Origin of the sequence: Streptomyces sp. NBC_01261 (genome assembly GCF_036226385.1) — a bacterium.
Classification (GTDB): Bacteria; Actinomycetota; Actinomycetes; order Streptomycetales; family Streptomycetaceae; genus Streptomyces.
The window spans coordinates 3,533,787-3,547,500 of sequence record NZ_CP108463.1; the positions used below are offsets into that span (position 1 = coordinate 3,533,787).

4 protein-coding genes, 1 tRNA gene and 2 rRNA genes (1 of these 7 running past the window's edge) are annotated in these 13,714 nt (G+C 66.1%); 1 reads left to right on the top strand and 6 read right to left on the bottom strand.

The window, feature by feature from the left end:
• Positions 1–68: 68 nt before the first annotated feature.
• Both OG226_RS15105 and OG226_RS15110 read right to left on the bottom strand, forming a co-directional pair.
• A complete protein-coding gene (locus tag OG226_RS15105; RefSeq protein WP_328678164.1) occupies positions 69–752 on the bottom strand; it encodes a response regulator in 684 nt (227 codons plus the stop codon).
• A 286-nt stretch (positions 753–1,038) separates the two neighbouring features.
• Entirely contained in the window at positions 1,039–6,501 is a 5,463-nt protein-coding gene (locus OG226_RS15110; RefSeq protein ID WP_328678165.1) for a HAMP domain-containing protein, read from the bottom strand.
• A 379-nt stretch (positions 6,502–6,880) separates the two neighbouring features.
• Here OG226_RS15110 and OG226_RS15115 point away from each other — a divergent pair, with 379 nt between their 5' ends.
• Positions 6,881–9,631 carry a SpoIIE family protein phosphatase gene (locus OG226_RS15115; RefSeq protein ID WP_328678166.1) on the top strand — a complete coding sequence of 917 codons (2,751 nt, stop codon included), beginning with the start codon at positions 6,881–6,883 and terminating at the stop codon, positions 9,629–9,631.
• A 54-nt stretch (positions 9,632–9,685) separates the two neighbouring features.
• Here OG226_RS15115 and OG226_RS15120 read toward each other — a convergent pair.
• The 4 genes from OG226_RS15120 to OG226_RS15135 form a co-directional block, all read right to left on the bottom strand.
• Positions 9,686–9,761: transfer RNA gene (locus tag OG226_RS15120), tRNA-Thr, on the bottom strand.
• 95 nt (positions 9,762–9,856) lie between these two features.
• Complete coding sequence (locus tag OG226_RS15125) at positions 9,857–10,519, bottom strand: DegT/DnrJ/EryC1/StrS family aminotransferase (protein WP_329353392.1); 663 nt, start codon at positions 10,517–10,519, stop codon at positions 9,857–9,859.
• Positions 10,520–10,632: 113 nt separating this feature from the next.
• Positions 10,633–10,749 (bottom strand): 5S ribosomal RNA (gene rrf / locus OG226_RS15130).
• Between the two features lie 92 nt (positions 10,750–10,841).
• Positions 10,842–13,714, bottom strand: a 23S ribosomal RNA gene (locus OG226_RS15135) (it continues 250 nt past the right edge of the window).

Below are 13,714 nucleotides of genomic sequence, written 5' to 3' on the forward strand. Positions count from 1 at the left end.
CGTTCGTGTCGCCCGTACCGGACCGGGAACTGACGGCCGCTCACGCACAACTGCGCCCGCGGCGGACGTCAGTTCTGCGACGGGACCGAATTCGCTCCGCTGCCCGTACCCGGCTCCAGGGCGTCGAGTGCCCTGCGCAGCCCGGTGAGTTTGCGTTCGAGATGAGCCGCGGTCGCTACGGCCGCCGCGTCCGCCGACTCGTCGTCGAGCTGTTTGGACAGCGCCTCGGCCTGTTCCTCCACGGCCGCGAGCCGCGCCGACAGCTCGGCGAGCAGTCCGGCCGGCTCCTTGACCGCACCGGCCGCGGGCTTGCCGCCGCCCTCCAACTGGAGCCGCAGCAGCGCCGCCTGCTCCCGCAGCTGGCAGTTCTTCATGTAGAGCTCGACGAAGACCGAGACCTTCGCGCGCAGCACCCATGGGTCGAACGGCTTGGAGATGTAGTCGACCGCGCCCGCCGCGTACCCCCGGAAGGTGTGGTGCGGGCCGTGGTTGATCGCGGTGAGGAAGATGATCGGGATGTCCCGGGTCCGCTCCCGCCGCTTGATGTGCGCGGCGGTCTCGAAACCGTCCATGCCCGGCATCTGGACGTCCAGCAGAATGACCGCGAAGTCGTCCGTCAGCAGCGCCTTGAGCGCTTCCTCTCCGGACGATGCCCGAACCAGTGTCTGATCGAGCGCAGAGAGGATGGCCTCCAGCGCCAGCAGATTCTCCGGCCGGTCATCGACCAGAAGGATCTTGGCCTTCTGCACCATGGCCCGCCCTCCTCGCCCCGGATGTGCACCGGGCGCCGCCCCAGGGGACGACTCTCTTGCGCCGTCCATCCTTGTGCCGGTCATGGTAGCCGCACCCCGCCCGTCGCCACACCCTGTCACCGTGATGTCACTGTGCACGTAGCAGAAACGTAGCGGGAGACCAGAAGGTTCCCCGAATCCCGTGCTTCTACACGGCTCCGGCCACACTCAGTCAGCAACTCCGCGTGGCCACCGAACGTTCCCCGCACCGTTCCCACTGTTTTCCCGTCAAGTCCGGTCGTTTCCTTCACTCCGGGCGCATCCACTGCTCCATCACCGCCAGCAGATGATCGGGATCGACCGGCTTGGTGACGTAGTCCGAGGCACCGGACTCGATCGCCTTCTCCCGGTCGCCCTTCATCGCCTTCGCGGTCAGCGCGATGATCGGCAGCCCCGCGAACTGGGGCATCCTGCGGATCGCCGTCGTCGTCGCGTATCCGTCCATCTCGGGCATCATGATGTCCATCAGAACGACCGTCACATCGTCGTGCTGCTCCAGGACTTCGATGCCCTCACGGCCGTTCTCGGCGTACAGCACGGACAGGCCGTGCTGCTCCAGGACACTGGTCAGCGCGAAGACGTTGCGGATGTCGTCGTCGACGATCAGCACCTTCTCCCCGTCGAACCGGATGCCCTGGCGCGACGGCGGCGACTCCGGTGCCGCCCACTGGTCCCGTACGGTCTGCCCCAGTTGCGTGGACTGCTCGATCGCCCTGCGCCGGCGCCTGAAGAGCGCGGCGGCACCGTTCTGCGTCTCGTGGTACGACTTCACCTCGGCCGGCGTCCCGAAGTCCACCTCGCTCCGATCGGAGAGCTCGGCGAGTTCCGCCGCGGACGACGCCACCAGGTCGCCCGCCTCCAGCGCCGGCAGCTGCTGGTAGCCCTGCGGGGGCAGTTCGCTGGGGTGCAGCGGCAAATACAGCGTGAACGTCGAACCGCGCCCCGGTTCGCTCTGCGCGTGGATCTCACCGCCGAGCAACTGCGCGATCTCCCGGGAGATCGACAACCCGAGGCCCGTACCGCCGTACTTCCGACTGGTCGTACCGTCCGCCTGCTTGAACGCCTCGAAGATGACCCGCATCTTGCTGCCCGCGATCCCGATCCCGGTGTCGGTCACCGAGAACGCGATCAGAGCGGCGTCCGCGTCCCGCAGTGAACCGGCCTCCAGGAGCTGCTCCCGGATCGCCACCGGCACATCCGCGCCGGCCGGCCGGATGACCAGCTCGACCGCCCCGGAGTCGGTGAACTTCACCGCGTTGGACAGCAGGTTGCGCAGCACCTGGAGGAGGCGCTGCTCGTCGGTGTGCAGCGTGGCGGGCAGTTCCGGCGACACCCGGACGGAGAGATCGAGGCCCTTCTCCGCGGTCAGCGGGCGGAAAGTGGCCTCTACGTAGTCGACGAGTTGGACGAGTGCGATGCGCGTCGGGGAGACGTCCATCTTGCCCGCCTCGACCTTCGACAGGTCCAGGATGTCGTTGATCAGCTGGAGCAGGTCGGACCCCGCGCCGTGAATGGTCTCGGCGAACTCGACCTGCTTCGGGGAGAGGTTCCCCTCCGCGTTGTCGGCGAGCAGCTTGGCCAGGATCAGCAGCGAGTTGAGCGGTGTGCGCAGCTCGTGCGACATGTTGGCGAGGAACTCGCTCTTGTAGCGCATCGACACCGCGAGCTGCTCGGCGCGCTCCTCCAGGACCTGCCGCGCCTCCTCGATCTCGGTGTTCTTGACCTCGATGTCGCGGTTCTGCTGGGCCAACAGCTCGGCCTTCTCCTCCAGTTCGGCGTTGGACGACTGGAGTGCCTTCTGCCGGTTCTCCAACTCGGCCGACCGCTCCCGGAGTTGCTCGGTCAGCTCCTGCGACTGCTTCAGCAGCACCTCCGTCTTGGTGTTGACGGAGATGGTGTTGACGCTGGTCGCGATCATCTCGGCGATCTGGTTGAGGAAGTCCTTCTGGATGTGCGTGAACGGCGTGAAGGAGGCCAGCTCGATGATGCCGAGCACCTTCCCCTCGAACAGCACCGGCAGCACGATCACCTGCGCGGGCGGCGCCTCCCCGAGCCCCGAGGAGATCTTCAGATAGCCGCTGGGCGCGTTCTCCACGAGGATCGTGCGCCGCTCCTGGGCGGCCGTCCCGATCAGCGCCTCACCGGGCCTGAACGAGGTCGGCATGGACCCCATGGAGTAGCCGTACGACCCGAGCATGCGCAGTTCGTACGCCTCCTCGCCCTCGACGTCCGCCAGGGGCAGCGCGAGGAAGAACGCGCCGTGCTGCGCGGAGACCACCGGCGTCAGCTCACTCATGATCAGCGAGGCGACGTCGTCCAGGTCGCGGCGGCCCTGCATCAGCGCGGAGATACGGGCGAGGTTGCCCTTGAGCCAGTCCTGCTCCTTGTTGGCGATCGTGGTGTCGCGCAGGTTGGCGATCATCTTGTTGATGTAGTCCTGCAACTCCTGGATCTCGCCCGCCGCGTCGACGTCGATCTTCAGGTTTAGGTCGCCGCGGGTCACCGCGGTCGCCACGCGCGCGATGGCACGCACCTGCCGGGTCAGGTTCCCGGCCATCTCGTTCACCGACTCGGTGAGGTCGCGCCAGGTGCCGTCGACGTCACGCACGCGTGCCTGGCCGCCCAGTTGGCCCTCGGTGCCCACCTCGCGGGCGACCCGGGTGACCTCCTCGGCGAACGACGACAGCTGATCGACCATCGTGTTGATCGTCGTCTTCAGTTCGAGGATCTCGCCGCGGGCGTCGATGTCGATCTTCTTGGTCAGGTCGCCCTTGGCGATGGCCGTGGTGACCATCGCGATGTTGCGCACCTGGCCGGTCAGGTTGGACGCCATCCCGTTCACGGACTCGGTGAGGTCCTTCCACGTGCCGGCCACACCGGGCACGCGCGCCTGACCGCCGAGGATGCCGTCCGTGCCCACCTCGCGGGCCACCTTGGTGACCTGGTCGGCGAACGAACTCAGCGTCTTCACCATGGTGTTGAAGGTGTCGGCGAGCTGCGCGACCTCGCCGCGCGCCTCGATCGTCACCGTCCGCGTCAGGTCACCGTTGGCGACGGCCGCCGCGACCTGGGAGATGTTCCGCACCTGCACGGTCAGGTTGTTGGCCATCAGGTTGACGTTGCCGCTGAGGTCCTTCCAGATGCCCGTGACACCCGGTACGTGCGCCTGGCCGCCCAGGATGCCCTCGGTGCCCACCTCGCGGGCCACCCGGGTCACCTGCTCGGCGAACGAGGACAGTTGGTCGACCATGGTGTTGACGGTCGTGACGAGTTCGAGGATCTCGCCCTTGGCGTCGACGGTGATCTTCTTGGAGAGGTCGCCCTTGGCGACGGCGGTCGTGACCTCGGCGATCTGGCGCACCTGGATGGTCAGGTTGTTCGCCATGAAGTTCACCGACTGCGTGAGGTCCTTCCAGGTGCCGGAGACACCCTGCACCTCGGCCTGCCCGCCCAACTGCCCCTCGGTGCCCACCTCGCGGGCCACGCGCGTGACCTCCTCGGCGAACGACGACAGCTGGTCGACCATCGTGTTCAGGGTGTTCTTCAGCTCCAGGATCTCCCCGCGCGCGTCCACGGTGATCTTCTGGGACAGGTCACCCCGGGCCACCGCGGTCGCGACCTGGGCGATGTTGCGCACCTGCGCGGTGAGGTTGCCGGCCATGCCGTTCACCGAGTCGGTCAGGTCGCGCCACACACCGGCGACGCCGGGCACCTGCGCCTGCCCGCCCAGGCGGCCTTCCGTGCCGACCTCGCGGGCGACCCGGGTCACCTGGTCGGCGAAGGCCGAGAGCTGGTCGACCATCGTGTTGATGGTGTTCTTCAGCTCCAGGATCTCGCCGCGCGCGTCCACGTCGATCTTCTGGGACAGGTCGCCCTGGGCCACGGCCGTGGTCACCTGGGCGATGTTGCGCACCTGGGAGGTCAGGTTCCCGGCCATCGAGTTGACGGAGTCGGTGAGTTCCTTCCACGTGCCCGAGACGCCGTCCACGCGCGCCTGGCCGCCGAGCCGGCCCTCGGTGCCCACGTCACGGGCCATGCGGGTCACCTGGTCGGCGAACGACGACAGCTGGTCCACCATCGTGTTGACGGTGTTCTTCAACTGAAGCATCTCGCCGGACACGTCGACGGTGACCTTCTGCGACAGGTCGCCGTTGGCCACGGCCGTCGTCACCTGCGCGATGTTCCTCACCTGTCCGGTGAGGTTGCGGAACGCCGTGTTGACGGAGTCCGTCAGGTCCTTCCACGTCCCGGCCGCGCCCGGAACCTGTGCCTGGCCGCCCAGTTCACCCTCGACGCCGATCTCGCGCGCCACGCGCGTGACCTCGGCACCGAACGAGGACAGCTGGTCGACCATCCCGTTGACGGTGTTCTTCAGCTCCAGCATCTCGCCGGCCACGTTCACGGTGACCTTCTGGGACAGGTCACCGCTCGCCACGGCGGTCGTCACGGCGGCGATGTCCCGCACCTGGATGGTCAGGTTCCGGAAGACCGTGTTCACCGAGTCGGTGAGGTCCTTCCACGTCCCCGCCGCACCCGGCACGTTCGCCTGCCCGCCGAGCTGCCCCTCGGCACCGACCTCGTTGGCCACGCGCGTGACCTCGTCCGCGAACGTACGCAGCGTCTCGGTCATCTGGTTGATCGTCTCGGCGAGCTGGGCGACCTCGCCCCGCGCCGACACGGTCACCTTCTGCGACAGGTCACCGTTGGCCACAGCCGTCGTCACCTGCGCGATCCCGCGCACCTGGGCCGTCAGGTTGCCGGCCATGATGTTCACCGAGTCGGTGAGGTCTTTCCACACCCCGGCCACACCCGGCACCTGCGCCTGGCCGCCCAGCTCGCCCTCGGTGCCCACCTCACGGGCGACCCGCGTCACCTCGGAGGAGAACGACGACAGCTGGTCCACCATCGTGTTGACGGTGTTCTTGAGCTCCAGCATCTCGCCGGCGACATGGACCGTGACCTTCCGCGACAGGTCACCCTTGGCGACCGCCGTGGTCACCAGCGCGATGTCCCGCACCTGGGCCGTCAGCCGGTACGCCATCGTGTTGACCGACTCCGTGAGGTCCTTCCACGAGCCGGACATGCCACGCACGCGTGCCTGCCCGCCCAGCTTGCCCTCGGTGCCCACCTCGCTGGCCACACGCGTGACCTCGTCGGTGAACGTCGACAACTGGTCGACCAGGTTGTTGACGGTCCGCCCGACCTTCAGGAACTCCCCGCGCAACGGATGCCCGGTCCCGTCCGGCGCCTGTGTCCGCAGCTCCATCCGCGGCGACAGATCACCCTCCGCCACCGCGGAGAGCACCCGTCCGACCTCGGAGACGGGCCGTACGAGGTCGTCCACGAGCGCGTTGGAGGCATCGATGGCCGAGGCCCAGGAACCCTCGCAGGCGCCCGTCTCCAGCCGTTCCGTGAGTTTTCCCTCACGGCCCACCATGCGCCGCACCCGGGACAGCTCACCCGTGAGATGCAGATTGCGGTCGGCCACCTCGTTGAACACGGCGGCGATCTCCGACATCACGCCGTCGCCGGACACCGTGAGCCGCTTGCGGAAGTTCCCGTCCCGCATGGAGACCAGAGCCGTCAGCAGCCGGTCCAAAGAGGCCGCGTCCACCTCCGTGGTCCCATTGCGTGGTTTGCGCTGGTTCTTCAGGGACTGTCCGCCTTTCGCGCGCGTCTTAGTGCCCCGCGTCGCTGCGCCAGACTCCACTGTGTCCCTCCCGCAGGGGTCGACCGTTACCGCTGTGCCGGTGTGCAACTGCTCGGCGTATCAGGTTCCGCCGCGTATCTCTGCCCGGTTTACCGGGCTTCAACAAGGTGTGGTGTCCTCCGTCCACAGAAGACACCCGGCCTGCCCGGACCTTCACCGGATTCCTGCCCAGTGTTTCACCCTGCCTGAACCAGGCCATAACAGTTCGGCAGCTTCGCACACGGTCCGCACACCCTGGGGACGTAAACACTGCGGACCGGCATCCGCATGGACGGTGAAGGTAAGTAACCTTGCATGCGGCTGTCCAGCCGCGCCGGTTCCGTCCGGCCTGGACGGTGGCACGAGCACGAGCGGGCAGGCATCGGAGGGGCACCGCACCATGACCACCGGACTGCATCCTGGGGGAACGCCCCAGGACCCCCCGCCGACCGGAAACCAGCCGGTGCCCCGGCAGGCGCCGATCGGCCATGGTGACCTGCCCGCCGACAACAGGCCGAGGAGTTCTGTGATCACCGCGCGCGCGGCCGCCAGCTTCGAGCCCGTCGGACGATCGGTCGCCACCGCGCGGTCCTTCGTCCGCGACACCCTGCAGGGCTGGGGCTTCGCCGACATCATCGACGACGCCGTGGTCCTCACCAGCGAGCTGGTGACCAACGCCGTCGTCCACGCGGGCACGGCCGCGGATGTGCTGTGCCTACGGAGTGACGACGGCGCGAGGATCGAGGTCGCCGACCACTACCCGGAACGCGAGATCCCCCTCCAGGGGGCCGCGATCACCATGAGCAGCCCCGACCGCGAGGGCGGCCGCGGCCTCCAGCTGTGCGCGGCCCTGGCCAGCCGCTGGGGCGTCGACTACACCCCCACGAAGAAGCTGGTCTGGTTCCAACTCGACCTCCCCGCCCGCCCGGTGGGCACCCGCGCGGCCGGCCCGTCCCTGCCGGCCGCCCTGCTCCCGCTCGCCGACGGCAGGGTCCGCGTCGCGGTCGTCCAGATCGACCGTACGGGCTCCATCACGTCCTGGAACGAGGACGCCGAGGAACTCTTCGGCTACGCCGCCGAGCAGGTCACCGGCAAGCCCCTCACCGACCTCGCCGCCTGGCCGCACACCCCGGGCACCAGCACCGGCATCGCCGAGGCCCTCCGCCTCTCCCGCTGGGAGGGCACCTACGGCATCCGCGGCGCCGACGGCCGGGTGACCCCGGTCTACGCCTCCCACCTCCGCGTCCGCGACACGGACGGCGAACCGTCAACCGTGTGCCTCCTGGTGAGGGACCACGAACGCGCGGTTCTGCAGACCCCGTTGCGCGGCCCCGCCCCCGACGCGGCGTCCACCCCGGACGGCCAGAACACCGACCCCTTCGAGGTGTTCATCGGCTCCCCCGCGCCGGACGACCTCGACGGCCTCCTCCAGCGCACGGTCGAGCGCGCCCGCGACATGCTCGACGGGGACTCCGCCTTCCTCCTCCTCGCGACCGACGACGAGACCGAGTTGGAGGTCCGCGCCTCCACCGGTCTCCCCTCCGCCCGCCAGCGCTTCGCGCGCGTGCCCGTCGAGGCGGGCCCCGGCCGCTACGGCTCCGCCCGCATGCCGGCCGTCCACGAGGACCTCCAGGCCGTCCCCGGCGCCGTACCGCTCCTGAGCGGCACCGGAATGCGCTCGGTCGTCACGGTCCCCCTGAAGGTGGAGGGCCGCCTCACCGGCTCCCTGGGAGTGGCCGCCGAAGGCCCCAACAAGTACTCGAACGAAGAAGCGCTACGGCTCCAGTTCGCGGCCGACCGCATCGCGTTGGCGGTCGAATCGGCCCGCCTGGGCGAACTGGAACGCCTGCGCCGCGGCTCCCTCAGCTTCCTGGTCGAGGCCTCCGACCTCCTCGCGGGCACCCTGGACCGCGATCAGACCCTCGCCCTGATGGCCCAGATGACGGTCCCGACCCTCGCCACCTGGTGCGCGGTCTACACGATCGCCGACCAGTCCTCGGACCCGTACCTCTCGTACGTCCTTCACGAGGACGAGGAACTCATCGACGGCATCAAGTCGTTGCTCTCTAAGATCGCCCCTCCGGACCCGGTCCCCACCCCCGGCGCCCGCGTCTGGGCCGCCCCGGCCGAGGCCGCCCACCAGGCCGCCCTGCGCACCTCCATGCGCAGCCTCGGCCTCGGCGAGCCCACCCGCCGCGTCAGCTCCGGCATCGGCCCAACTCTGGCCACGGCTTCGGCAGTCGGCGGCGAAACAGTCGTCCTCCCCCTGGTCGCCCGCAACCGCGTCATCGGCATGCTGACCCTCGGCAAGCCCACCGACGAACACTTCCGCCAGGAAATCCTGGAACTGGCCGAGGACTTGAGCCGACGGGCCGCCCTCGCCCTCGACAACGCCCGCCTGTACTCGGAGCGCACGGCCATCAGCCAGTCCCTCCAGCGCAGCCTCCTGCCCCCCGACCTCCCGCACATCGAGGGCGTCGAGGTCGAGGTCATCTACCGCGCGGCCGGCGAGGGCAACGAAGTGGGCGGCGACTTCTACGACTTGTTCCCCATCCGGGACGGTGTCTACGGCTTCGCCATCGGCGACGTCTGCGGCACAGGCCCCGAGGCTGCCGCGGTCACCGGCCTGGCCCGCCACGCCCTCCGTCTGCTCGCCAGGGAGGGCTTCGGCGGCCCCGCGGTCCTGGAGCGCCTCAACTCCGCGATCCTCGACGAGGGAGCCCGCAGCCGCTTCCTGACGCTCCTCTACGGCGAGTTGTGGCCCCAGGAGGACGGCAGCGCCGAACTGAAGGTGGTCTGCGCCGGCCACCCGCTCCCGCTCCGCCTCCGCCAGGACGGCACGGTCGAACCGGCCGCCGAACCGCAGCCCCTCCTCGGCGTCATGGACGACCTGGAGCTCTACGAGCAGACGGTCACCCTCGACCCCGGCGACGTCCTCCTGTGCGTCACGGACGGCGTCACGGAGCGCCGCGAGGGCACCCGCATGCTCGGCGACGACGGCCTGGCCGACGTCCTCACGACCTGCACGGGCCTCACAGCGGGAGCGGTAGCGGCCCGCGTCATGCGCGCGGTCGAACGCTTCGCGTCGGACGCCCCGTCCGACGACATGGCCATCCTGGCGATGCGCGTCCCGGGCCTCCAGAAGGACTGACCGACCTCGAACACGCAGAAGGCCCCGCCCAATTGGGCGGGGCCTTCTGATGTCTGGAGCCCTCTAACGGAATCGAACCGTTGACCTTCTCCTTACCATGGAGACGCTCTACCGACTGAGCTAAGAGGGCCTGTCGCTTTCCCGAGGTTTCCCTCGCGGCAACGAAAAGAATCATACCCCGAACAGGCCCGTGCGCCCAACCACCGCTGCGCGACCCCGACTCGATCAGAAAGCGGGCTGCAACAGTCCCCCGAGCGCGTTGCATGCAGAAACGATCCGCTGCATCTCCCGCTTGGTCAACGAGGCGTCCACCGGCAGCGCGAGCGTCTCGTCCGCGGCCCGCTCTGTCTCCGGCAGAGCCACACACCGCCGGAACTCCGGCAGTCGATGCACAGGAGTCTTCACCGGCACCCGGCACTCAACTCCCCTGCCACGCACGGCCCGAGCGAAGGCATCACGATCCGGCCGCCCGTTCCCCGGCACCCGCACGACGTACTGCTGGTAGGTGTGCCCGTCCCCATCGTCAGGCGTCCGCACCCCACGCAACTTCGCGTCAAGATAGGCAGCCCGCTCCCGCCGCTGAGCGACTTCGTCGTACGGCGCCTCGGACTCCCCCTGCTGCAACACCAGCAGCCCATGCCGCTGCCCGACCCCGAGCAACCGCCCGACATCAGCGGACCGACCGAATCGATGTACGACAACTATCGCCGCCGTACGCGGAGTTACGGCCGCTTCGACAGCGGACGCGTCCAGGCAGTAGGTCACCGGATCTATGTCGGCGAACACCGGCAGCCCACCCGCGAGGGTGACGGCCTCGGCGACTTCCACGTTCCCGAACGCCGGCACGACGACCTCGTCACCGAGTCCGACGCCTGCGGCCCTGAGCATTGCAGCAGTACCCATGCTCGGATGGTGATTGCGCAACGTGAACTTCAAGTGACGGCAAACAAAAAAGGGTTGGACCCCGAACCGAAGTTCAGGATCCAACCCTTTCAATATTTGTTCGGCGGCGTCCTACTCTCCCACAGGGTCCCCCCTGCAGTACCATCGGCGCTGTGAGGCTTAGCTTCCGGGTTCGGAATGTAACCGGGCGTTTCCCTCACGCTATGACCACCGAAACACTATGAAACAGACAACCGCACCACACCCGGTGGCCCCGGACATGGGGTTGTTCGTGGTTTCAGAACCAACACAGTGGACGCGAGCAACTGAGGACAAGCCCTCGGCCTATTAGTACCGGTCACCTCCACCCATTACTGGGCTTCCAGATCCGGCCTATCAACCCAGTCGTCTACTGGGAGCCTTAACCCCTCAAGGGGGTGGGAACACTCATCTCGAAGCAGGCTTCCCGCTTAGATGCTTTCAGCGGTTATCCCTCCCGAACGTAGCCAACCAGCCATGCCCTTGGCAGAACAACTGGCACACCAGAGGTTCGTCCGTCCCGGTCCTCTCGTACTAGGGACAGCCCTTCTCAATGTTCCTGCGCGCGCAGCGGATAGGGACCGAACTGTCTCACGACGTTCTAAACCCAGCTCGCGTACCGCTTTAATGGGCGAACAGCCCAACCCTTGGGACCGACTCCAGCCCCAGGATGCGACGAGCCGACATCGAGGTGCCAAACCATCCCGTCGATATGGACTCTTGGGGAAGATCAGCCTGTTATCCCCGGGGTACCTTTTATCCGTTGAGCGACGGCGCTTCCACAAGCCACCGCCGGATCACTAGTCCCGACTTTCGTCCCTGCTCGACCCGTCGGTCTCACAGTCAAGCTCCCTTGTGCACTTACACTCAACACCTGATTGCCAACCAGGCTGAGGGAACCTTTGGGCGCCTCCGTTACTCTTTAGGAGGCAACCGCCCCAGTTAAACTACCCATCAGACACTGTCCCTGATCCGGATCACGGACCCAGGTTAGACATCCAGCACGACCAGACTGGTATTTCAACGACGACTCCCCCTGAACTGGCGTCCAGAGTTCACAGTCTCCCAGCTATCCTACACAAGCCGAACCGAACACCAATATCAAACTGTAGTAAAGGTCCCGGGGTCTTTCCGTCCTGCTGCGCGAAACGAGCATCTTTACTCGTAGTGCAATTTCACCGGGCCTATGGTTGAGACAGTCGAGAAGTCGTTACGCCATTCGTGCAGGTCGGAACTTACCCGACAAGGAATTTCGCTACCTTAGGATGGTTATAGTTACCACCGCCGTTTACTGGCGCTTAAGTTCTCAGCTTCGCCACCCCGAAGAGTGACTAACCGGTCCCCTTAACGTTCCAGCACCGGGCAGGCGTCAGTCCGTATACATCGCCTTACGGCTTCGCACGGACCTGTGTTTTTAGTAAACAGTCGCTTCTCGCTGGTCTCTGCGGCCACCCCCAGCTCAAGGAGTAAATCCTCTCACCGGTGATGGCCCCCCTTCTCCCGAAGTTACGGGGGCATTTTGCCGAGTTCCTTAACCATAGTTCACCCGAACGCCTCGGTATTCTCTACCTGACCACCTGAGTCGGTTTAGGGTACGGGCCGCCATGAAACTCGCTAGAGGCTTTTCTCGACAGCATAGGATCATCCACTTCACCACAATCGGCTCGGCATCAGGTCTCAGACTTAATGAGCGGCGGATTTGCCTACCACTCGTCCTACACCCTTACCCCGGGACAACCACCGCCCGGGATGGACTACCTTCCTGCGTCACCCCATCACTCACCTACTACCATCTTGGGCCGGCGGCTCCACCACTTTCCATTCCCCGAAGGGTCCGGAACGGCTTCACGGCCTTAGCATTAATGGGCTCGATGTTTGACGCTTCACAGCGGGTACCGGAATATCAACCGGTTATCCATCGACTACGCCTGTCGGCCTCGCCTTAGGTCCCGACTTACCCTGGGCAGATCAGCTTGACCCAGGAACCCTTAGTCAATCGGCGCACACGTTTCTCACGTGTGTATCGCTACTCATGCCTGCATTCTCACTCGTGAACCGTCCACCACTAGCTTCCGCTGCGGCTTCACCCGGCACACGACGCTCCCCTACCCATCCATACAGGCGTTGGCCCTATTGTATGAATGACACGACTTCGGCGGTACGCTTGAGCCCCGCTACATTGTCGGCGCGGAATCACTAGACCAGTGAGCTATTACGCACTCTTTCAAGGGTGGCTGCTTCTAAGCCAACCTCCTGGTTGTCTGTGCGACTCCACATCCTTTCCCACTTAGCGTACGCTTAGGGGCCTTAGTCGATGCTCTGGGCTGTTTCCCTCTCGACCATGGAGCTTATCCCCCACAGTCTCACTGCCGTGCTCTCACTTACCGGCATTCGGAGTTTGGCTAAGGTCAGTAACCCGGTAGGGCCCATCGCCTATCCAGTGCTCTACCTCCGGCAAGAAACACACGACGCTGCACCTAAATGCATTTCGGGGAGAACCAGCTATCACGGAGTTTGATTGGCCTTTCACCCCTAACCACAGGTCATCCCCCAGGTTTTCAACCCTGGTGGGTTCGGTCCTCCACGAAGTCTTACCTCCGCTTCAACCTGCCCATGGCTAGATCACTCCGCTTCGGGTCTTGAGCGCGCTACTAAATCGCCCTATTCGGACTCGCTTTCGCTACGGCTTCCCCACACGGGTTAACCTCGCAACACACCGCAAACTCGCAGGCTCATTCTTCAAAAGGCACGCAGTCACGAGAGTGCATGCAAGCATGCACTCCGACGCTCCCACGGCTTGTAGGCACACGGTTTCAGGTACTATTTCACTCCGCTCCCGCGGTACTTTTCACCATTCCCTCACGGTACTATCCGCTATCGGTCACCAGGGAATATTTAGGCTTAGCGGGTGGTCCCGCCAGATTCACACGGGATTTCTCGGGCCCCGTGCTACTTGGGTGTCTCTCAAACGAGCCGTTGATGTTTCGACTACGGGGGTCTTACCCTCTACGCCGGACCTTTCGCATGTCCTTCGCCTACATCAACGGTTTCTGACTCGCCTCACAGCCGGCAGACTGTGAAAGAGAGATCCCACAACCCCGCATACGCAACCCCTGCCGGGTCTCACACGTATACGGTTTGGCCTCATCCGGTTTCGCTCGC